General features: G+C 71.6%; 18 protein-coding genes. 3 read left to right on the top strand and 15 right to left on the bottom strand.

Annotated elements, in window-relative coordinates; genetic code table 11:
- Window positions 1-43: 43 nt before the first annotated feature.
- The 3 genes from ACIBAE_RS23185 to ACIBAE_RS23175 all read left to right on the top strand — a co-directional run bounded on the left by ACIBAE_RS23185 (window position 44) and on the right by ACIBAE_RS23175 (window position 4457).
- A complete protein-coding gene (locus ACIBAE_RS23185; RefSeq protein WP_399288766.1) occupies window positions 44-958 on the top strand; it encodes an ATP-binding cassette domain-containing protein in 915 nt (304 codons plus the stop codon).
- The gene (locus ACIBAE_RS23180; RefSeq protein ID WP_399288763.1) at window positions 955-2748 is read left to right on the top strand and encodes an ABC transporter permease; all 1794 of its coding nucleotides are present in this window, start codon (window positions 955-957) and stop codon (window positions 2746-2748) included. The genes ACIBAE_RS23185 and ACIBAE_RS23180 overlap by 4 nt, the downstream gene beginning before the upstream one ends.
- A 299-nt stretch (window positions 2749-3047) precedes the next feature.
- Window positions 3048-4457 (top strand): lamin tail domain-containing protein, encoded by a 1410-nt coding sequence (locus ACIBAE_RS23175; RefSeq protein WP_399288760.1) that lies wholly within the window; start codon window positions 3048-3050, stop codon window positions 4455-4457.
- 144 nt (window positions 4458-4601) lie between these two features.
- On the opposite strand, the gene ACIBAE_RS23170 is transcribed toward ACIBAE_RS23175, so the two are convergent.
- From ACIBAE_RS23170 to ACIBAE_RS23100, 15 genes are all read right to left on the bottom strand, one after another.
- Window positions 4602-5195 (bottom strand): Uma2 family endonuclease, encoded by a 594-nt coding sequence (locus ACIBAE_RS23170; RefSeq protein WP_399288757.1) that lies wholly within the window; start codon window positions 5193-5195, stop codon window positions 4602-4604.
- A 174-nt stretch (window positions 5196-5369) separates the two neighbouring features.
- Complete coding sequence (locus ACIBAE_RS23165) at window positions 5370-6029, bottom strand: response regulator (RefSeq protein ID WP_399288754.1); 660 nt, start codon at window positions 6027-6029, stop codon at window positions 5370-5372.
- Window positions 6026-7336 (bottom strand): sensor histidine kinase, encoded by a 1311-nt coding sequence (locus ACIBAE_RS23160; protein WP_399288751.1) that lies wholly within the window; start codon window positions 7334-7336, stop codon window positions 6026-6028. The genes ACIBAE_RS23165 and ACIBAE_RS23160 overlap by 4 nt, the downstream gene beginning before the upstream one ends.
- A 208-nt stretch (window positions 7337-7544) precedes the next feature.
- Window positions 7545-8471 (bottom strand): alpha/beta hydrolase, encoded by a 927-nt coding sequence (locus ACIBAE_RS23155; protein ID WP_399288748.1) that lies wholly within the window; start codon window positions 8469-8471, stop codon window positions 7545-7547.
- A gap of 75 nt (window positions 8472-8546) precedes the next feature.
- Complete coding sequence (gene kynU / locus ACIBAE_RS23150) at window positions 8547-9914, bottom strand: kynureninase (protein WP_399288746.1); 1368 nt, start codon at window positions 9912-9914, stop codon at window positions 8547-8549.
- Complete coding sequence (locus ACIBAE_RS23145; RefSeq protein ID WP_399288743.1) at window positions 9907-10752, bottom strand: tryptophan 2,3-dioxygenase family protein; 846 nt, start codon at window positions 10750-10752, stop codon at window positions 9907-9909. Before ACIBAE_RS23145 ends, kynU begins: the two co-directional genes overlap by 8 nt.
- Window positions 10753-11241: 489 nt before the next feature.
- The gene (locus tag ACIBAE_RS23140; RefSeq protein ID WP_399288740.1) at window positions 11242-11655 is read right to left on the bottom strand and encodes a DUF3151 domain-containing protein; all 414 of its coding nucleotides are present in this window, start codon (window positions 11653-11655) and stop codon (window positions 11242-11244) included.
- A 113-nt stretch (window positions 11656-11768) separates the two neighbouring features.
- A complete protein-coding gene (locus tag ACIBAE_RS23135; RefSeq protein WP_399288737.1) occupies window positions 11769-13235 on the bottom strand; it encodes an MFS transporter in 1467 nt (488 codons plus the stop codon).
- Between the two features lie 24 nt (window positions 13236-13259).
- Window positions 13260-14546 (bottom strand): MalY/PatB family protein, encoded by a 1287-nt coding sequence (locus ACIBAE_RS23130; protein ID WP_399288734.1) that lies wholly within the window; start codon window positions 14544-14546, stop codon window positions 13260-13262.
- A 69-nt stretch (window positions 14547-14615) separates the two neighbouring features.
- Window positions 14616-15647 carry a class II fructose-bisphosphate aldolase gene (gene fbaA / locus ACIBAE_RS23125; RefSeq protein WP_399288731.1) on the bottom strand — a complete coding sequence of 344 codons (1032 nt, stop codon included), beginning with the start codon at window positions 15645-15647 and terminating at the stop codon, window positions 14616-14618.
- A 177-nt stretch (window positions 15648-15824) separates the two neighbouring features.
- Window positions 15825-16364 carry an orotate phosphoribosyltransferase gene (gene pyrE / locus ACIBAE_RS23120; protein WP_399288728.1) on the bottom strand — a complete coding sequence of 180 codons (540 nt, stop codon included), beginning with the start codon at window positions 16362-16364 and terminating at the stop codon, window positions 15825-15827.
- Window positions 16365-16398: 34 nt separating this feature from the next.
- A complete protein-coding gene (locus ACIBAE_RS23115; RefSeq protein ID WP_399288726.1) occupies window positions 16399-17211 on the bottom strand; it encodes an aldose 1-epimerase in 813 nt (270 codons plus the stop codon).
- A gap of 17 nt (window positions 17212-17228) precedes the next feature.
- The gene (locus ACIBAE_RS23110; RefSeq protein ID WP_399288723.1) at window positions 17229-18128 is read right to left on the bottom strand and encodes an SRPBCC domain-containing protein; all 900 of its coding nucleotides are present in this window, start codon (window positions 18126-18128) and stop codon (window positions 17229-17231) included.
- Between the two features lie 219 nt (window positions 18129-18347).
- Complete coding sequence (locus ACIBAE_RS23105) at window positions 18348-19946, bottom strand: polyamine aminopropyltransferase (protein WP_399288720.1); 1599 nt, start codon at window positions 19944-19946, stop codon at window positions 18348-18350.
- Between the two features lie 83 nt (window positions 19947-20029).
- Complete coding sequence (locus ACIBAE_RS23100) at window positions 20030-20548, bottom strand: DUF2617 family protein (RefSeq protein ID WP_399288717.1); 519 nt, start codon at window positions 20546-20548, stop codon at window positions 20030-20032.
- Between the last annotated feature and the right edge of the window lie 53 nt (window positions 20549-20601).

Below are 20601 nucleotides of genomic sequence, written 5' to 3'. Positions count from 1 at the left end.
CCTTAACTTCACAAGTTTGTGAAACTCACGTACGTTCCAAAACATGACGAAGGCAATCAGCGTCGCCGGACTGCACAAGTCGTTCGGGCGGACGCACGCGCTGGACGGCCTCGACCTCACCGTCGAGACCGGCGAGGTCCACGGCTTCCTCGGGCCCAACGGAGCCGGCAAGTCCACCGCCATCCGCGTCCTCCTCGGCCTGCTGCGCGCGGACTCCGGCACGGCCCGGCTCCTCGGCCGGGACCCGTGGAAGGACGCGGTCGAGCTGCACCGGCGCGTGGCCTACGTGCCGGGAGACGTGACGCTCTGGCGGAACCTGTCCGGCGGCGAGGTCATCGACCTGTACGGGCGGCTGCGCGGCGGCCTCGACGCGGCACGGCGGGCCGCGCTCGTCGAGCGGTTCGAACTCGACCCCACCAAGAAGGGGCGCACCTACTCCAAGGGCAACCGTCAGAAGGTCGCCCTGGTCGCCGCGTTCGCCTCCGACGTGGATCTGCTCATCCTCGACGAACCGACCTCGGGACTCGACCCGCTGATGGAGGAGGTCTTCCGGCGGTGCGTCACCGAGGAGCGTGACCGGGGCAGGACCGTACTCCTCTCCAGCCACGTACTCAGCGAGGTCGAGGCGCTGTGCGACCGGGTGAGCATCATCCGCAAGGGCGTGACCGTCGAGTCGGGGTCGCTCGCCGAGCTGCGCCATCTGACCCGTACGAACGTGACCGCCGAACTCTCCCGCACACCCCGGGGCCTTGACCGGCTGCCCGGCGTCCACGGCCTCGACATCAGCGACCTCACCACCGGTGGAAAGCGCGTCCGGCTCCAGGCCGGCGCCGGGGCGCTCGACGCGGTGCTCCGGTCGCTCTCCGAGGCCGGTATCCGTTCGCTGACCTCCTCGCCGCCCACGCTGGAGGAGCTGTCCCTCCGGCACTACGCGCCCGACCAGGCGGTATCCCGATGAGCGGCGCCGGTACGACCGGTGACGCCACCACCGGCGCGACCGGTGCGATCACCCCCGGCGGCGCCATCGCCCGCACCGCCCTCGGCGGGACCGCCACCGCCGGCACCCGGCAGCTCGTGCGACTCGCCCTGCGCCGCGACCGGATCATGATCCCGGTGTGGGTCGCGGCCCTCGGGCTGACCATCGCGTCCGTCGCCCGGTCCTTGTCCGCGCTGTACGGCACCGCCGCCGAACGCGCGGACCTCACACGCTCCCTGCGGGGCGACAGCTCCCTGCGCGCCCTGTACGGGCCGGTCTTCACGGACTCCGTCGGCGGGCTGACCGCTTGGCGCACGGTCGGCTTCGGTGCCGGTCTCGCCGCCGTGATGAGCCTGCTCATCGTCGTACGGCACACCCGGGAGGAAGAGGAGACGGGCCGTCAGGAGCTGCTGTCCTCCGCCATGGTCGGCCGCCGCGCACCCCTCACCGCCGCGCTCCTCACCGCACTCACGGCCAACACCGCGCTGGCGGCGGTGATCACCGCCGGACTCGCCGCCTCCGGCCAGGACATCGCCGGTTCACTCGCCCTCGCCCTCGCGATCGCGGGCGTCGGCACGCTCTTCGCCTGCACCGCCGCCATCACCGCACAGATCACCGGGAGCGCGCGTCTCGCGAAGGGGCTCGCGCTCGCCGCCATCGGCGCCGCGTACCTGCTCAAGGCGGCCGGTGACGCCTCGTCGGACAACGGCTCGTCCGTACTGACCTGGCTCTCCCCGCTCGGCTGGGCCGAGAACACGCGCGCCTTCGCCGGGGAACGATGGTGGGTGCTGCTGCTCCTCGCCGCCGCCATCGTCGCCCAGGCCACCGTCGCGTACGCCCTCGCCGGACGCCGCGACCTCGGCATGAGCTTCGTGGCCGCCCGGCCGGGGCCTGCGGTGGGCGGGCTCGGCACGGCGGGCGCGCTCGCCTGGCGGCTCCAGCGCGGCAGCCTGGCCGGCTGGGGGGCCGGATTCCTGCTCGCCGGGGCCGTCTTCGGCGCCGTCACCGACAGCGCGGCCGATCTGGCCGGCGGCGATGAGGGGATACGGCGAATCATCGAGCGGATGGGCGGCGCGAACGGCGGGCCCGGTGGTCTCGGCGGGCCCGGTGGTCTCGGCGGTCTCGGCGGTCTCGGCGGTCTCGGCGGCGCAGCGGACGGCGGCGCGCACGAGGGCCTGACCGCCGCCTTCCTCGCCACGACGGTCTCGATGCTCGGCATGGTCGCCGCGCTGTACGCGGTCGCCTCGGTGCTGCGGCTGTACGGCGAGGAGACCGGCGGGCGTGCCGAACCGGTGCTCGCGGGGGCGGTCGGCCGACTGCGGTGGGCCGGTGGCCATCTGCTGATCGCCTTCGGCGGGGCCGGGCCGGTCATGCTGCTGGGCGGGGTGGGACTGGCCGCCGGTTACGGCCGGGACCTGCCCGCGATCCTGGGTGCCTGCCTCGTCCAACTGCCCGCGATCTGGGTGCTGGGCGCGTCGGCGGTGCTGCTGTACGGAGTCGTCCCGAGGGCGGCCGTGGCGGGGTGGGCGGTCGCGGGGGCGGTCCTGGCCCTGGGCTGGATCGGCCCGGCGCTCGGTCTCCCGCGCCGGGTGATGGACCTGTCGCCCTTCGGGCATCTGCCGAAGCTGCCGAGCGCGGCGGGCGCGGCGGGCGCGGGCGGCGCGGCGGGCACGGAGATGGCCTGGGCGCCGGTCCTCACGCTGACCGCGATCGCGGTGGTCTTGGTGGCCACGGGGCTGGCGGGACTGCGGCGCCGGGACATGCTGAGCTGAGGCAGGCTGAGCTGAACTGAGCTGAACTGAGGCAGGCCGAGCAGGGACGTGCGTCGGCGCGGCTTGTCCACAGCCTGTGGACAAGCCGCGCCGTCCACTCCCCCGCGTCTTGCGGGAAGGGAGTGGCCACTGCGGGGGCCGACACGTCGGGGCCGTCCCAACCGGGAAGCCAACAGCGTGAGTTACCCGCGCTGTTCGCAGTGTGTTCAACCCATGGTCGCTGATGTGCCCGAAGCTTCGCCGGGGGCGCGAGCGCGCTCCTTGCCCGCACCACCCCCGCGAATCGAGGACCGGTCCCCTTGCGTACGCACTGGCGTAGAAATGTCCACATCGGCGCCGCCGTCCTGTCCGTCCTCGCCCTCGGCCTGTCCAGCGCGCCGGCGTCCGCGCAGGACCAGTCCATGGTGCTGATCAACGAGGTCGAGTCGAACGGCGGAAGCCCCGGCGACTGGATCGAACTGGTCAACAACGGGACCGCCTCGGTCGACCTGTCCGGATGGATCGTCAAGGACGACGACAACTCCCACTCCTACAAGATCCCTTCGGGCAAAACACTCGCCCCCGGCGGCTACCTGGCACTCGATGTCGAGTCCTCCTACGGACTCGGCAGCCCCGACTCGGCACGCCTGTACCGCGCCGACGGCTCCACCCTGGTCGACAGCTACTCCTGGACCGGCCACGCCACCACCACCTACGGCCGCTGCGCCGACGGCACCGGCGCCTTCACCACCACCACCGCCCCGACCAAGAGCGCGCCCAACGCCTGCCCCGGCGGCGGGGGCGGGCTGCCGTCCGACACCACGTGGCCGGGCGATCCCGGCGTCACCGTCGCCGACGGCTCGAACGTGTTCGGCACCAACCTCAGCGGCCTGTCCTACGAGAGCCCGAGCGTGCTGTGGGCGGTCAACAACGGCCCCGGCAAGCTCTACCGCCTGGTACAGAACGGCACGACGTGGGCCCCCGACCGCACCGGCGGATGGACGTCGGGCAAGACGCTGCGCTACGCCAACGGCAGCGGCGACCCCGACGCGGAAGGTGTGGTCGTCACCCCTGACGGGCTGTTCGTCGTGACCGAGCGCGACAACAACGGTTCCACCAGCCTCCCGAAGGTCCTGCGCTACGACACCACCTCCACGGCCTCCTCGCTGAACGCGACCGCGGAGTGGAACCTCACCTCCGACCTGCCCTCCGTCGCAGCCAACTCTGGCCCCGAAGGCATTTCGTGGATCCCGGACTCCTATCTCACCGCGCACGGCTTCCACGACGAGCGCGCCAACGCCGCCTACAACCCGGCCGCTTACCCCGGCCACGGCAGCGGACTGTTCTTCGTCGGCCTGGAGGCCAACGGCACCGTCTACGCCTACGCCCTCAACCAGTCCGGCGGCGGATACACCCGGATCGCCACCGTCGCCAGCGGCTTCCCCGGCGTGATGGACCTGGAATTCGAACCCGCCACCGGTCACCTCTGGGCGGCCTGCGACGACACCTGCCAGGGCCGCAGCTCCACCCTCGACATCAACGCCCAGGGCAAGCTCGCCGTCACCCACACCTACGACCGCCCCACCGGGATGCCCAACTACAACAACGAGGGCTTCGCCATCGCCCCCCAGGCGGCCTGCGCCGCCGGCCGTAAGCCGGTCGTCTGGTCCGACGACGACAACGACGGCGGCCACGCCCTGCGGGCCGGCACCCTGGCCTGCACCAGCTGACCCGGCCGACCCAGCTCATCCCAGCTGATCCCAGCTGACAACGGCTGACAACGGCTGACAACGGCGGGGCGGGGCAGCCAACCGGCCGCCCCGCCCCGCCGTCGGGCTGCCAGGCGCTCATGGCGCCGCTGTCCCCACGTCCCGTCAGCGCACGAATTCCTTGAGGTCTTCGGTGTCGAGCTCGATGCCGACGGGGTCGGGGAGCAGGATCTTCGTCCCGAAATCGGCCACTTGGCGATAGCGGTAACCGTCCACGGCCGGATCGCTGTGGACGGTGACCGTGCCATGGTCACGGTCGATCAGCAGATAGAGCGGGATTCCCGCCGCGGCGTAGGCGGCCGGCTTTTCCTCGCGGTCCCGCCGGTCGGTGTCGGAGTCGTACGAGGTGACTTCCACCGTCATCAGCACGCCCTCCGGGTCGGCCCAATCCCCTTGCCCGACGAAGGTCCTCTCCGGAGCGAGCACGGCATCCGGCTTCGCCCGGCCTTTTCGGTACGCCTCGACCTGAAGCCCGAGCTCGCCGCCGGCGTACAGCCACAGATCGGCACGGACCCGCATGCAGCGTTTCTGAAGCCACCTGATGATCTCGCTGTGGTCGCCGTCGGTCATGCCCCTGATCCCGATCCGTCCGTGGATGAACTCCAGCCTGACGGCGTCGGACTCCCTCTCGACGAGTTCGGCGATCCTCTCGAACTCCTCGACAGACATCTGAACCGTGCGCTCTGCCATAACTGTCATGGTGCACCTCCTGTCAGGCCGCGACCAGTGTGACGGTGCCGTGTGCGGGTCGGCGGGCAGTCCCGGCCCCGCTCACCCTCGCGAGTGATCACCTGTCCGGTATCCGCCACTCACCCGGCCTCACCCCGCTTCACCCACGTCTCACCCACGCCTCACCCCGGCCTCACCCCCGCCTCACCCCGGCGTGACCAGCCGTGCCTCGTACGCGAACACCGCCGCCTGCGTACGGTCCCGCAGCCCCAGCTTCACCAGGATGCGGCTCACATGCGTCTTGATCGTGGACTCGGCGACGACGAGATGCTCCGCGATCTCCGCGTTCGACAGGCCCTGCGCGATCAGCACCAGCACCTCCGTCTCGCGCTCCGTGAGATCGGCGATCCGGGCCATCGCCGGGGCGCGGGGCACCTGCGCGAGCCTGGAGAATTCCGTGATCAGGCGCTTGGTGACGATCGGAGCGAGCAGCGCCTCACCGGACGCCACCACCCGTACCCCCTCGGCCAGCTGCCGTGCCGAGGCATCCTTGAGCAGGAAACCCGAGGCTCCGGCGCGCAGCGCCTCGTACACGTACTCGTCGAGGTCGAAGGTGGTCAGCACCAGCACCTTCGCCGTCGCGTCCGCCGCCACGATCTCGCGCGTCGCGTCGATGCCGTTCAGCTCCGGCATACGGATGTCCATCAGCACCACATCGGGGTGGAGCGCGGCGACCTGGGTGATCGCCTCGCGGCCGTTCACCGCCTCGCCGACGACCTCGATGTCCGGCATCGCGTTCAGCAGGACGGAGAAGCCTTCGCGGACCATCACCTGGTCGTCGACTATCAGCACCCGGATCGTCATGACGCCTCCCCGTCCCGTACGGCGGCGACCGGGATGAACACCGCGACCTCGTAGCCGCCGTCCTCCAGGAGCTCGGCCGTCATCTCGCCGTTCAGCATCGCCGCCCGCTCCCGCATACCCGTGATGCCGTGGCCCGCCCCGGGCGACGGCTTGACCAGGCCCTGCGGCGGGGTGTTGACGATCCGCAGGCCCAGACCGCCGAGCACGTACGAGATCTCGACCGTGGCGGTCGACCCCGGCGCGTGCCGCAGCGCGTTGCTGAGCGCCTCCTGCACGATGCGGTACGCCGACAGCTCGACGCCCTGCGGCAGCTCACGCACCGCTCCGGTGACCGTCTGCTCCACGGTCAGACCCGCGTCGCGGACGTTTCCGAGGAGGCCGCCGAGATCGGCGAGGGTGGGCTGCGGGGCGTCGGGGGCCTGGTAGTCCTCGGCCCGTACGACTCCGAGGACGCGGCGCAGCTCGGTCAGCGCGGCGACGGCGTTCTCGCGGATCGTGATGAACGCCTGCTCCAGCTCGGGCGGTGGATTCTCCACCCGGTACGGGGCCGCCTCGGCCTGGATCGCGACGACCGACATGTGGTGGGCGACCACGTCGTGCAGCTCGCGGGCGATGGTGGTGCGCTCTTCGAGCAGCGTGCGCCGGTCGCGCTCGACGGCGGTGACGCTCTGCTGCACGGCGACCTCCCGTACGGCCCGCACGGCCTCCCGGCGGACGTGCCACACGGTCACGGCCAGCAGCACCAGGGTGACCACGAAGATCATGGGTGCCGCGACGGACTCACCGTACCCGAAGGGGTCGAGGAACGCCCCGGCGAAGAGCCCGTACGCGACGGTGATCACCCACATCCAGGCGGCGTCGCGCGGCCGGGTGCGGGCGGCGACCACCGTCACCACGACCAGATAGGCGGCGAAGGAGCTGGCCGTCCACGGTCCGCCCGCGCCGTCGATCACGTTGAGAGCGGCGGCGCAGAACAGCGAGAGCCACCAGGCGCCGACCGGCCTGACCAGCGTCAGCAGCACCGGCAGCACCGGGAACAGCTGAAACACACTGCCGTCGGAGTAACCGACGACGAACACCAGGAAGGCGCCGGCCACGATCAGGACGTGCGGTGCCCAGGTCGCGGACGCGTGTATCCGCTCCGGCAGCCGGCGGATGATCGGACTGTCCAACGGCAGGGGGCGGAGCGGACGGTAGGCGAAGGCATCGCGGAAGAGGCTCTGGCGCAGGCCGCTGATGCCGTCCAGGGCCATACGGAACTCAGGGCTCCGGTTCTTGCGGCTCTTCCGGGTCTGTGTCTCGGTCACGCTTCCACGGTAGGCGGCGGGAGACGCGGAGTCGTCACCACTGAAGCGGATCCCCGGTGGTCCGTCCCAGGTACTACGCGCTCCACCAGGTACGCGGCGGCGCCGGGAGCGCGAGCCCGGGAAGTGGGTGCGCCGCGCGGGCCGACCAGGGGCGCGAGCCCGGCGCGCGCCAGGCGTGTTTCACCGGGCGTGTGTCACCAGGCGTGTGTCACCAGGCGAGCTGGGCGATCTCCTCCGCGACCACCGCGCACGCGTCGGCGACCGGGTCGATGAGCGGGAAGTGGCCCACCTCCTCCAGCAGGGTCAGGCCGACCATCTCGCCCGCCCTGGCCGCCGCGTCCACGTACGCCTCCGCGACGGCCTGCGGCACGGTGAGGTCCGAACGGCCCTGCACCACGGCCGTCGCGATCCCGGTCGGCAGCAGCGCCGCCGGGTCGGCGCTCTCCCGGCGCTGCTTGAACTCCGCCTCACCGCCCAGCAGCTGGAGGACGGCTCCGCCGCACACGTCCAGCTCGACGGCGCGTACGAGATCCGCGATCGGGGCGAGCGCGACGACCCCGCGCAGCGGCGGCGGCGCCGGAAGCCGCCACGGCGAGCCCTCGGGCAGCACGTGCCGGGACGCCGCCCACAGCGCGAGGTGCCCGCCGGCGGAGTGCCCGGCGACGACCGTGCGTCGCACGTCGGCCCCGGGCAGCGCGGTCGCGACGAGCGCGGGCAGCGCGTCCATGGCGGCGGCGACATCGTCGAAGGTGTCCGGCCAGCGACCGGCCACCGGCCCCGGGCCGCCGTCCGTACCCGCGCCGCCGTCCCCGCCGCCCTCGCCGCCGTTCTGCTGCGGGATCAGCTGTCCCCGCCGGTACTCCACATTGGCGACGGCGAACCCGCGCCGGGCCAGGAAGTCCGCGAACGGCGTGAGGTGCGCACGGTCGTACGGCGCGCGCCAGGCCCCGCCGTGCAGCAGGACGACGAGCGGCACCCGCTCCTGGCCATCCCGGGGGGCGTAGAAATCGATCACCTGATCAGGGTGTTCGCCGTACGAGGCGGTGCGATCGGGCCGGACGGCCGGATGGGCGAAGACCGATTCGGTCTCCGCGGCGTCACGAGCGACGGCGTCGTGCGCGGCGGGGTCCGGCATCTTGCTCCAACCTTTCGGTACGACGGCCCAATTGACCTGATCAGCGGGGACGGTATCAGCCCGGGAGGGAGTCGTTCACACGCCCGGGCCCGTCACCTCCACGGCTGACGCCGCCGGGACCCGCGCCGGGATCTCCGTCAGGACCTCCCCGAGCGCCCGCGCCGCCCGTTCCGCGTCGGCGAAGCCCACGTACAGGGGGGTGAAGCCGAAGCGCAGCACGTCCGGCCTGCGGAGGTCGCCGATCACTCCCCGGGCGATCAGGGTCTCCATGACGGCGGGCGCCTCGGCGCAGCGCAGGGCGACCTGGCTGCCGCGTTCGGCGTGCGCGGCGGGGGTCATCGAGGTGACCCGTCCGGGCGGCGCGTACGCCTCCACGCACTCCAGGAAGAAGTCCGTGAGCGCCAGGCTCTTGGCCCGTACGACCTCCACCCGCACGCCCTCCCAGACATCGAGGGCCGCCTCCAGCGCCAGCATGGAGAGGATGTCCGGAGTGCCGACCCGGCCACGGACCGCACCGTCCGCCGCCGCGAAGTCCGGGTCCATGGCGAACGGATCGGTGTGCGAGTTCCAGCCGGGCAGCGGGGAGTCGAAGGCCGCCTGATGGCGCTCGGCGACGTACAGGAACGCGGGTGAACCCGGCCCGCCGTTCAGGTACTTGTACGTGCAGCCGACCGCGAGGTCCACGCCGTGCGTGTCCAGGCCGACCGGCAGGGCGCCCGCGCTGTGGCACAGGTCCCAGACGACGAGCGCCCCGGCCTCGTGCGCGGCGGTGGTGATCCCCGGGAGGTCGTACAGGCGACCCGTACGGAAGTCGACATGGTTGACGAGCACGACAGCCGTGCGCGGCCCCAGCGCCCCGAGCAGCTTCTCCGGGTCGACGGGGACGAGGCGCTTGCCCGTCATCCGGGCGGCGGAGCGCGCGATGTATCCGTCCGTGGGGAAGGTCGTGGCGTCGACCAGGATCTCGTCCCTGACCGGGTCGCCGTCCTCCCGCGCGTCCAGCAGGCGGACCGCCGCCACCACGGCCTTGAAGACATTGACGCTGGTGGAGTCGCCGACCACGATCTGCCCCTGACCGGCGCCGACGAGCGGCGCGATCCGGTCGCCGATCCGCTCGGGCGCGGTCCACCAGCCGCCCTCGGTCCAGGAGCGGATGCCGAGCTCGCCCCACTGACGGGCGATGACGTCCTGGAGGCGCTCCGGGACATTGCGGGGCAGCGCGCCCAGCGAGTTCCCGTCGAGGTAGACCGACGCGTCGTCGAGGGTGAACAGCTCGCGCCGCCCGGCGAGTTCGTCGGCGGCGTCCAGGGCAGCGGCCTTCGCGACCAGCTCGGCGGTCGTCGCTCGCAACTCGGTGGCCTTTTCCCGCAACTCGGTGGCTGCTCGCAGCTCGGTGGTCTTCGCGGCCGGGGCCGCCGCGCTCGCGGCAAGGGGCTCAGACATGGCTGCGCGCCGTCCACAGCTCGGGGAAGACGTTCTTGGTCGCGCGCTTCTCCAGCCAGGCCACGCCGGCGGAGCCGCCTGTGCCGGTCTTGGAGCCCATCGCCCGCCGGGTCGCCACCAGATGGTCGTTGCGCCAGCGCCACACCAGCTCGCCGACATCCGTCAACGCCTCACCCAGGCGGACGAGTTCGGTGTGCTGGTCCGGGTCACCGTAGATCCCGGCCCAGACGTGCTCGATCTCGGGCGACGGCTCGTACCGCTTCGACAGGTCGCGCTCCAGCACCTCGCGCGGCACCGGCAGCCCGCGCCGCGCGAGCAGCGCCAGCACCTCGTCGTACAGGCTCGGCTCGTGGAGCGCCTTCTCCAGCTCCGCGTGGACGCGCGGTGCGCCACGGTGCGGGACGAGCATGGAGGCGGACTTGTCGCCGAGCAGGAATTCCAGCCGCCGGTACATCGCGGACTGGAAGCCGGAGCCCTCGCCGAGCGCGCCCCGGTAGGAGTTGAACTGCGCGGGTGTCAGCTGGCCGAGCGGCTTCCAGGAGGCGTTGAGCGCGTCCAGTTCACGTACGGACCGCTTGAGCGCGTCGATCGCGACCTGCGTACGGTCCTCGCGCAGCGCGCGGGACGCGGTCTCCCACTCATGGACGATGACCGTGAACCACAGCTCCATGACCTGGGTGGTGACGAGGAAGACCATCTCGCCCGGGTCGTCGGAGCGCAGATGCTGCAAATGGGTGAGGACGTCCGCCTGGACGTAGTCCTCGTACGGCGTGGTCCCGGCGAAGTCGAGGTTCGGGGACTCCGAACCGGCTCCGGGGGCATCGGGGGTGTGTGACATCGCTGTCTCCTCGATAGGACTGCCGGGTAGCGGTCCGCCCCTTTCCGTGTGGTTACGGAGCCCCGGTCCCCTCCCGGCATCATAATCCGACATACATGACGGGGCTCTGTCAGAGAGTGGGCCCGGCGATGTACGAACCGTTCGCGTCGTCCGGCCAGGCGTTGGAACGGCACGCCCAAAGCAGACTTCTCCCCTGGTGAGCCGGCCTGGGGGAGAGGCGAGACAACGGGTCTCCGTGCCGGATATGGCCGATATGACTGCGGTGGCGCTGTGACTTCTGCTGTCGGTGTGACAGGCGGCCCAGCTGATTCGACAGCGCGTGCGATCGGACAGACCGAAAGCCCGCACCCTGGGACACGGGCCGGGCCTTCGGAGGGTTGCGTTTTCCCGCGGACGCGAGCAGACGATTCGGCGCCGGAGTCACCAGCGGCCTGGAGCCACCAGCGGTCAGCGGTCAGCGGTCAGCGGTCAGCGGTCAGCGGTCAGCGGTCAGCCGAGCGTGTCCGCCGCGAGCTCGGAGGAGTCGCGCAGGAAGGTCGAGCAGCGCTCGTACTCCTCCTTCTCCCCGATCGCCTGCGCGGCGCGTCCGAGCGCGTGCAGGGCCCGCAGGAATCCCCGGTTCGGCTCGTGCTCCCAGGGCACGGGACCGTGTCCCTTCCACCCGCTGCGGCGCAGCGAGTCCAGCCCACGGTGGTAACCGGTCCTGGCGTACGCGTACGACTCGATGACCCTGCCGTTCTCGAAGGCGTCGTCGGCGAGCTGCGCCCAGGCCAGCGAGGAGGTCGGGTATTTGGCGGCGACTTCGGCGGGCGCCGTCCCGTCGGCGAGCAGCTCACGCGGCCCGGGATCGTCGGGCAGCTGGGTGGGGGGCGGCCCCCCGAGCAGGTTTTCATGGATGGCCATGCCTACAGTCTGCCTTGCCAGGACGAGCGCCTCCCCCGACGGGCCGCACGACCGCGAAACCGCCTGCCCGCCCCGCACCGGACGGGCCGCCGCACCCTCGGACAGCAGCGGCATCAGGGAGCGGTCGCCGGACGCTCGCTGAGCGGCGCGTCGGCCTTCTGCGCTTCCAGGGGTGGCGCGGAGAAACCACAGTTGATCTTGCATTCCGGCTGTTCCGCCGGCTTCCCCGGCGTACGGACCGTCGCCCAGGCGAGCGCCGAGCCCAGGACGAACACCCCCGCGCACCACAGCATCGCCCGGTGGAAAGCGGCGTTGAACTGCGTCGCCGAGTGGTACGCCTGCGGGCCCATGCCCGCCAGCAGCGGCAGCGCGGCCACCGCGATCAGACCGGCCGCGCGGGCCGCCGCGTTGTTGACGCCACTGGCCAGCCCCGCCCGCGCGGTGTCCACGGAGGCCAGCACCGTCGCGGTCAGCGGCGCGACCAGGGACACCAGGCCCAGGCCCATCAGCAGCAGCGCGGGCAGCACATCCGCGAAGTACGAGGCGCCCGGACCCACCCGCAGCATCAGCAGCAGCCCGGCCGCGCTCAGCAGCGGGCCCACCGTGAGCGGGATACGCGGGCCGATCTTCTGCCCCAGCGCCCCCGACCGCGCGGAGAGCAGCAGCAAGAGGATGGTCGTCGGCAGCAGGGCCGTCCCGGCACGCAGCGCCGAGTACCCCACGACGACCTGGAGCTGGAGCGGAAAGAGGAAGAAGAAGCCGCCGATCGCCGCGTAGACACACAGCGTCACGCAGTTCACGGCGGTGAACTGCCGGGACTTGAAGATCGACAGCGGCAGCATCGGATCGGCCCGCCGCCGCTCGACGAGCACGAACACCACACCGGCCAGCACGCCCGCGATCGCCGCCCAGATCGCCTCGGCGATCAGCGCGTAGGTCACCAGGGCCAGCGCCACCGCGCCGAGCGCCGCGCCCAGGACATCGAACCGGCCGTGTGCCGCCGGGTCCCTCGATTCCGGTACGTGCCGCAGCGCCACCGGCAGAGTGAGCGCGGCCAGCGGCAGATTGAGGAAGAACACCCAGCGCCAGCCGGCACTGTCGACCAGCCAGCCGCCCACGAAGGGGCCGATGGCCGCTCCGACCCCGCCCAGTCCCGACCAGAGACCGACAGCCTTCGCCCGGTCGTCCGGGTGAAAACTCGACTGGATGATCGCGAGCGAGCCGGGCACCAGCAGCGCTCCGCCCACGCCCTGCAGCGCCCGCGCGATGATCAGCACCTGGATGTCGGGCGCGATCCCGCACAGCAGCGAACAGACAGCGAACCAGACCACCCCGATGACGAAGATCTTCCGCCGGCCGTACCGGTCACCGAGCGCCCCACCGAGCAGAATCAGCCCGGCCAGCGTGAGCATGTACGCGTTGACGGTCCACTGAAGGTCCGCCAGGTCCGCGTTGAGGCTGTCCCCGATGTGGGGCAGCGCCACATTGACGACGGTGGAGTCCAGCAGGGCCATGCTGGAGCCGAGCACCGTCGCCATGATGACCCATCGGCCCTTGGCCGAGGACAGCCTGATGTCCATACGGGGATCATCCCCGCGCCCGTACTAGGCCGCGAGCCGGCGCAGCGCGCGGATCAGCGCGTCGATGCCCTTCTCCGCCTTGGCGCGCGGGCAGCCGACATTGAGCCGCACGAAGCCGTCGCTCCCGTAGGTGGTGCCCGGCATGATCGCGACCTTCTCGTGCTCGATCAGCTCCCGCTGGAGCGCGGCGTCGTCGATCCCGAGCGGCCGGAGATCGATCCAGGCGAGATAACCGGCCTGCGGGGGATGCCAGTCCAGCTGCGGGAAGGCCGAGTTCAGCCGGTCGGCGACCATCCGCAGATTTCCCTCCACATAGGCGTTGAGGGCGTCCAGCCAGGGCGCGCTCTCGCGGTACGCGGTGATGTGCGCGGTGAGCGTCAGTACGGCGGGTGAGGCGAGGCCCTCACCTGTCTCCATCCGCCGCAGGAAGGCCGCGTGGTCGTCCGGGTCGCCGATGATTCCGTACGAGCCGCTCAGCGCGGGAAAGTTGAACGCCTTCGAGGCGGAGGTGATGAGTGCCCACCGGCCGGTCCCGAACCGGGTCCACGGCAGATGCCGGTACCCGCCCGCCCCGGATCCGCCGCCCACGGACCCGCCCGGTAGGTCCGGGTCAGCGGATTCCGGGTCAGCGGATTCCGGGTGCGCGGATTCGGGGTGCGCGGATTCGGGGTGCTCGAAGTCCGCGTGCACGAAGTCCGCGTGGATCTCGTCGCTGATCACGGCGACGCCGTACGCCTGCGCCAGTCGGGCGAACTCCGTCAGCTCCGTCTCCGTCCACACCCGCCCGGTGGGGTTGTGTGGCGAACAGAGCAGCAGCACCTTGCTGCCGGGCCGGGCGAGCTGGCGCTCCAGTGCCGCCATGTCGCCGATCGGCACCCCGCGCAGCTCACGTCCCAGGCCGGATATCGCCTTCAGGAAACCGTCGTACGTCGGGGTGTGCACGACGATGCCGTCCCCCGGCTCGGTCCACATCCGCAGCAGTTGCGAGAGCTGGTTGAGGACGGAGGGCGCGTAGACGACGTGACCGGTGTCGATGTCGGTGCCGTAGCGCGTCGCGAACCAGTGGCGGATCGCGGACAGGAAATCCTCGTTGCGCCAGTCGGTATAGCCGAGGACGCCATGCGCGATACGGCGCCGCAGGGCGTCGAGGACCTCGGGCGGCGAGGCGAAGTCCATGTCCGAGATGGTGAAGGGAAGGAGTCCGTCGACACCGAAGCGGTCCGCGACCCCGTCCCACTGCACGCTCCAGGTGCCGTGGCGGTCGATGGGGGTGTCGAAGTCGGGGCCCACGCTGATGTCTCCTCCAGGCATGGCGCGGGCCCGGCATCGTGAGGGATACCGGGCCCGACGCACAAAGAGCGGTCTTACGCGAAACGGGTGTTACTTGAGCTTGGTGCCCGTCGAGCGCAGGGCGGCGCACGCCTCGGTGACGCGCTTGGCCATGCCGGCCTCGGCCAGCTTGCCCCAGGTGCGCGGGTCGTACGTCTTCTTGGAGCCGACCTCGCCGTCGACCTTCAGCACACCGTCGTAGTTGCGGAGCACGTGGTCCGCGATGGGGCGCGTGAACGCGTACTGGGTGTCGGTGTCGAGGTTCATCTTCACGACGCCGTTCTCCAGCGCGGTGGCGATCTCCTCGGCCGTGGAGCCGGAGCCGCCGTGGAAGACGAAGTCGAAGGGCTGGCTGCCGGCGGCCTTGCCGTACTTGGAGCCGACGCCCTCCTGGAGGTCCTTGAGCAGCTCGGGGCGGAGCACGACGTTGCCCGGCTTGTAGACGCCGTGGACATTGCCGAAGGACGCGGCCAGCAGGTAGCGGCCCTTCTCACCCAGGCCGAGAGCCTCGGCGGTCCGCAACGCGTCGTCGACGGTGGTGTACAGCTCGTCGTTGATCTCGTGGGTGACGCCGTCCTCCTCGCCGCCGGTCGGGGTGATCTCGACCTCAAGGATGATCCTGGCGGCGGCGGCCTTGGCGAGCAGCTCCTCGCCGATGGCCAGGTTGTCCGCGAGGGTCTCGGCGGAGCCATCCCACATGTGCGACTGGAAGAGCGGGTTGCGACCGGCCCGGACGCGCTCGGCGGAGATGTCGATCAGCGGACGCACATAGGCGTCGAGCTTGTCCTTGGGGCAGTGGTCGGTGTGCAGCGCGACGGTGATGTCGTACTTGGCAGCGACGATGTGCGCGAACTCGGCGAGCGCGACGGCGCCGGTCACCATGTCCTTGCTGTACTGACCACCCAGGAACTCCGCACCACCGGTGGACATCTGGATGATGCCGTCGCTCTCGGCCTCCGCGAAGCCGCGCAGTGCGGCGTGCAAGGTCTGGGACGAGGTGACATTGATGGCCGGGTAGGCGAACTTGCCTGCCTTCGCCCGGTCGAGCATCTCGTTGTAGACCTCGGGGGTTGCGATGGGCATCGGGCCGCTCCTTGTGATGTGCGGGTGTGAGGTGCTTGTCCCTGACCTGGGGGCGACGTCATCGTCGACCCCATCTTTCCAGACTCCTGTACGGGCTCCACCTGGAGCACCACCCCTACAGCGCTGCGGGCTGGGCCGTTTCACGTGAAACGGCCCAGCCCGCAGCGAAATGCCAGGTCAGGCGAGTTCGAGCTCGTCCAGCCCGTAGACCTTGATGTACGGAAGGCCCGCCTCGGCCATGGCCGGAGCCGCGCCGCGCTCCACGATGACCGCGACCGCGACGACCTCGCCGCCGGCCTCCCGGACGGCCTCGACGGCGGTCAGCGGCGAACCGCCGGTGGTGGACGTGTCCTCGACCACCAGGCAGCGGCGGCCCTTGACCTCGGTGCCCTCGATCCGGCGCTGCATCCCGTGCGCCTTCTGCGCCTTACGGACCACGAACGCGTCGAGCCGCTTCCCGCGCGCGGCGGAGGCGTGCAGCATCGACGTCGCCACCGGGTCGGCGCCCAGCGTCAGCCCGCCCACACAGTCGAAGTCGAGCTCGGCGGTGGCATCGAGCATGACCTGCCCGACCAGCGGCGCGGCGTGCCCGTCCAGCGTGATCCGGCGCAGATCGATGTACCAGTCGGCCTCAAGACCCGAGGAGAGGGTCACTTTGCCGTGTACGACGGCCTTGTCCTTGATCAGCTGGAGCAGTTCAGCGCGTGCGTCAGTCATGGTCACGAGCTTAGAGGCTTCCACGGTCCCTCTCTCAGGCCCCCTGGAGCCGCCGCCAGGTCCACGTCGTCGCGATCTCCAGCGGATCCACCGGGGTGACCAGACGCGGCAGGGTGTTGAGGCCGTTCGGGGGACCGGACTGGGGCTCCACGCAGACCGCCTCGGCCTGCTCGTCGTAGATCACCACCCACTCGGCCCGGCTGGCGACCTTCAGCTCCAGCCGGCCGGGCCAGGTGAGGGTGACGTCGACGCCGTCCGGCATCCCGAAGCAGTCGTCCCAGGGGCCCGGAAGCGGCGGGATACGGCGGCCGGTGGGCAGATGGTCGTCGCCGCGCTCCTCCTGCCACGCCGGAGTGAAGTCGACCTGTACATCGCCCTCCCCGTCGCCCCCGAGGCTGCGCAGGAACCACGGGTGCCAGCCGGCCTGCGCGGGGAAGGACGTGTCATACGTTTCCACCCCCATGGCGAGGGTCAGCGAGTCCTCGGTCAGCTCGAAGGTCTGGGTGATCTTGCCGCTGTACGGCCAGGGCTCCACGAGGTCGTACGTGAACGAGGCCTCGCGCTCGCCGGCCCGGGCGGTGCGCCAGGCGCCGTTCCTGGCGGTGCCGTGGATCGCGTGGGGCGGGGCGTTCAGCGGCATCTGCTGGACCACGGTGCCGTTGCGGAACTTCCCGTGCTCGATGCGACCGCACCAGGGCACCATCGGGAAGCAGCCGTACCGCTCCCCCTGGCGCAGCAGTTCGGTCCCGCCGACGCGCAGGCCGCTGATCCGGCAGCCGTTCGCGGGGTCGATGGTCAACTCGGCGTCGCCCGCCGCAAGCCGGATGCTCTCTTCGCTGCTACTCACCCCCCGAGATTACGAGATCACCGGCGCCGACGCAGTGCCCGCCCGACAACCACGGCGGAGGCCAGCGCGAGCGCGGCGGCGGGTGCGACCCAGCGCAACGTGGCTCCCGCACCGGCGGCCTCGGGCGCGGGAACGGGCGCGTACCGTCCGCGCGGCGGCGCGTGATCGACCTCTTCGGCGCTCCGCCCGATCATGGTGCGCCGAGCGTGCGCGGCCTCGGCGAGCGGCTCGTCGGGGATGAGGAAGTCCCCTTCCGCCGAGGTGGTCTCGCCGTCGAGCGAGGACGGCGGCACCTCGACATCGAAGACGGAGGCGTCGGACGGCTCGTCGGAGGGACGACCAGCGGACTCGGCCTGGGGCTCACCCGCGGATTCGGCCGGGGACTCGGCCTGGGACTCACCCGCGGATTCGGCCGGGGACTCACCTGCGGGCTTCCCGGCGCTCCGGGCTTCACCGTCGTCGTCGGCCCCGGCTTCCGGCGCCCCGGGGAGAACAGACTCCTCCCCCAGGCGTGCGACGACGCGGTCCAGCAGCCGGTGCGCCGCAGCCGTGGCCGTCCCGGCGGGAAGTTCCGCGAGGCGTCCCTCCACATGCGCCGAGCCCGTGAAGGCCAGCGTCGTCCCCGCGCCCGTTTCCGTGAGGCGGAGCGTAAGCGTCAGCTTGACGGAGCCCGTACCGCGCGCTTCCGTGCCCTCGCCCTCGGCGGTGAAGACGCCGTCCCGCTCGGTGAGCGTCAGGGCGCCCCGGTACGTGATCGTATGGCCGCCGATGCGGACCTTGAGGCGGCCGGCCGGCGCGCCCGCCGACTCGTCCGCGTCCTGTTGGAGTCCCGGCACGCAGCGGGCGACCCGCGCGGGGTCCCGCAGCGTCTGCCGGAGGGTCTCTGCCAAAACCGGAACGAACACCTCATGCTCCATAGAAGCCGAGCCTACTCAGACCGGGCCGCTCGGGCGCCCCCCTACGCGGAACCGGCACACTTCGACGCCGCACAACCGCCCGGACGCTCCCGGCCCGCGCGCGCCGCAGCCGGGCCGTCAACCGTGCGATGAGCCGCGCCTCAGCACCGCCTCAGTCGCCCCTCCGCACTGTCTCAGCACCGCCGCAGCCGCACCTTCGCCGGACCGGAGCATCCCCGCTCAGTCCGCGTACCGCGGGTGCACCAGCGTCGACGGCGGCAGATCCGGCATCCGTGTCCGCTCCGCCCCCCGCGCGCCCGCCGCCAGCTCCGCCCCGGCCAGGGACCGCAGCGGGGGGGCGTCCGCCGCGAGGCCGAGCCGCGGTCTGACGCCCACCTCGGCCAGCTCGAACCCCCAGTCGCTCGGGGTCGGTCTGCCGTCCTTCGCCCGGTCGGGCCCGGCCGCGAAGCCGGAGGGCCGCCCCGTCGCGCGGTACGGCCGCGTCCCGAACCCGGCCGCGCGCAGTGTCGCGTCGACCGTCCAGTACGTACGCGGCTGGGTCGCGGTCGACCCGGCGTGCACGGCCAGCCGCCCGCCGGGGGCGAGCACCCGGGTGGTCAGCCCGTAGAACTCCTCCGAATACAGCTTCGTGCTGGGCGTGATCCCCGGATTCGGCAGGTCCGAGATGACCACGTCGTACGTCCCGTGCCCGGCACCGCGCAGCCAGGTGAACGCGTCCGCGTACACCGCGCGCACTCGGGGATCGCGGTACGCGTGCCCGTTCAGCGCGGTCAGGGCGGGATCCGTGCGGGCCAGCCGGACGACGGCCGGGTCCAGCTCGACGACGGTGACCGAGCGGACGTCCCCGTACCGCAGGACCTCCCGGGCGGCCAGTCCGTCTCCGCCGCCGAGGATCAGCACCCGTCCGTGCGGCCCGCGCATCGCGGGGTGGACCAGCGCCTCGTGGTAGCGGTACTCGTCGCGCCCGCTGACCCGCAGCCGGCCGTCCAGGTACAGATCGGGGGGCCCGGCCCGGTCGCCCGTGACCACGACTTCCTGGACATCGGTGTGGAGGGCGACCCGCACCCGGTCGCCGTACACCGCGCGCCGCGCCGCCCGCTCGAAGTCGTCGACCTGGACCGCCGCCGTGGCCAGCGCGGCCAGCACCAGCACGTTGACCCCCAGCAGCAGCCAGCGCGAGCGCCGCGTCAGATCCCGCCCGAAGACCCACAGGACCAGCGCGCCGCCCGCCACCGCGTTGACCGCGCCCGTCAGCAGCGCGCCGGTGAGCTGTCCCAGCCAGGGCAGCAGCAGGAACGGGAAGGCGAGCCCGCCGACGAGCGCGCCCACATAGTCGGCGGCGAACAGATCGGCGACCGTCCCGCCCGCGTCCTGCCGGGAGACCCGCTGGATGAGCGTCATCAGCAGCGGGATCTCCGCGCCGATGAGGATGCCGATGGCCAGCGAGAAGCCGACCAGCGCGAACCGCGACTCACCTATCCACGCGAAGCTCGCGTACAGCACGAGCGCCGAGCAGCCGCCGAGCAGCGCGAGCGCCGCTTCCACCAGACCGAACCCGACCGCCGCGCGGCAGCGCAGCCGCTTGGCGAGCAGCGAGCCGATGCCCATCGCGAAGACCATCACCGAGAGGACCACGGACGCCTGGGTGACGGAGTCCCCGATCAGATACGAGGCGAGCGCGACCAGCTCCAGCTCGTACACCAGTCCGCACGCGGCGCAGATGAAGACCACGGTGAGGATCAGGAAACGGCCGGCATCCGCGCGCACGGGCAGCCGCGTCGCGCCCCGGGGCGGCGAGTAGACGGACTGTTCGATCATGTTGGTAACGCTACGTCACGACGCGCCTGCTTTTTGTCACCCACAAGGGTGTATCTGCGGCAGACGCTCCCCCACTGGCGCACCTACAGCGCCACGGGCATCCGGACGCCGACCCGCGTCCGCGTCACGACGAGCCGCCCCTCCTGCGGATACGCGTGCCAGGTCCGCCACCGCACCTGCCCCTCGTCACGCTGCGCGAGCATCGCGGTGAAGGCGTACGGGGATCCCGGAAAGGTGCCCGCCAGTCCGTTCGGGTGGTCGGCGACCAGGGCGAGCAACTCCTGCGCGCGCCCGGCGAACGAACCCTGCGAGAGGATCTCGACGCGCGCGGCGAATTCGTACTCCCACTCCCCGAGCCGCTTGGAGACGCCGAGCGGCAGCGGCGTACTGCTGCCGGGGATGCAGGCCACGGTCTCGGAGCAGGTACCCCGCTCCTCCTCCAGAAGCACTTGGTGGGAGGCGCCGAGCAGCCTCAGCTGAACGCTGGCGCCGGAGAGGTCGAGGTCGAGGACGGCCAGGGCGGGAAGCGGTTCCCGGCCCAACGCCCAGGCCAGGTCGGCGGCACGGGTGTCGGTGTAGGCGGTATCGAGGGTCCTGAGCATGGGTGGGCTCCGCAAACACGCTTGACTGATGGACCGGGGATCTCCCGGACGAC

The organism is Streptomyces sp. NPDC051569, assembly GCF_044454085.1.
In the GTDB taxonomy this organism is placed as follows: Bacteria; Actinomycetota; Actinomycetes; order Streptomycetales; family Streptomycetaceae; genus Streptomyces.
This window is presented reverse-complemented; position numbering and strand designations above follow the sequence as displayed.

Excerpts from the sequence above, each read along its gene's own strand:
- ACIBAE_RS23185 (WP_399288766.1), top strand. The coding sequence starts at position 44 with ATGACGAAGGCAATCAGCGTCGCCGGACTGCACAAGTCGTTCGGGCGG.
- ACIBAE_RS23180 (WP_399288763.1), top strand. The coding sequence starts at position 955 with ATGAGCGGCGCCGGTACGACCGGTGACGCCACCACCGGCGCGACCGGT.
- ACIBAE_RS23170 (WP_399288757.1), bottom strand. The coding sequence starts at position 5,195 with ATGACAGTTATGGCAGAGCGCACGGTTCAGATGTCTGTCGAGGAGTTC.
- ACIBAE_RS23165 (WP_399288754.1), bottom strand. The coding sequence starts at position 6,029 with ATGACGATCCGGGTGCTGATAGTCGACGACCAGGTGATGGTCCGCGAA.
- ACIBAE_RS23155 (WP_399288748.1), bottom strand. The coding sequence starts at position 8,471 with ATGCCGGACCCCGCCGCGCACGACGCCGTCGCTCGTGACGCCGCGGAG.
- kynU (WP_399288746.1), bottom strand. The coding sequence starts at position 9,914 with ATGTCTGAGCCCCTTGCCGCGAGCGCGGCGGCCCCGGCCGCGAAGACC.
- ACIBAE_RS23145 (WP_399288743.1), bottom strand. The coding sequence starts at position 10,752 with ATGTCACACACCCCCGATGCCCCCGGAGCCGGTTCGGAGTCCCCGAAC.
- ACIBAE_RS23140 (WP_399288740.1), bottom strand. The coding sequence starts at position 11,655 with ATGGCCATCCATGAAAACCTGCTCGGGGGGCCGCCCCCCACCCAGCTG.
- ACIBAE_RS23135 (WP_399288737.1), bottom strand. The coding sequence starts at position 13,235 with ATGGACATCAGGCTGTCCTCGGCCAAGGGCCGATGGGTCATCATGGCG.
- ACIBAE_RS23130 (WP_399288734.1), bottom strand. The coding sequence starts at position 14,546 with ATGCCTGGAGGAGACATCAGCGTGGGCCCCGACTTCGACACCCCCATC.
- fbaA (WP_399288731.1), bottom strand. The coding sequence starts at position 15,647 with ATGCCCATCGCAACCCCCGAGGTCTACAACGAGATGCTCGACCGGGCG.
- pyrE (WP_399288728.1), bottom strand. The coding sequence starts at position 16,364 with ATGACTGACGCACGCGCTGAACTGCTCCAGCTGATCAAGGACAAGGCC.
- ACIBAE_RS23110 (WP_399288723.1), bottom strand. The coding sequence starts at position 18,128 with ATGGAGCATGAGGTGTTCGTTCCGGTTTTGGCAGAGACCCTCCGGCAG.
- ACIBAE_RS23105 (WP_399288720.1), bottom strand. The coding sequence starts at position 19,946 with ATGATCGAACAGTCCGTCTACTCGCCGCCCCGGGGCGCGACGCGGCTG.
- ACIBAE_RS23100 (WP_399288717.1), bottom strand. The coding sequence starts at position 20,548 with ATGCTCAGGACCCTCGATACCGCCTACACCGACACCCGTGCCGCCGAC.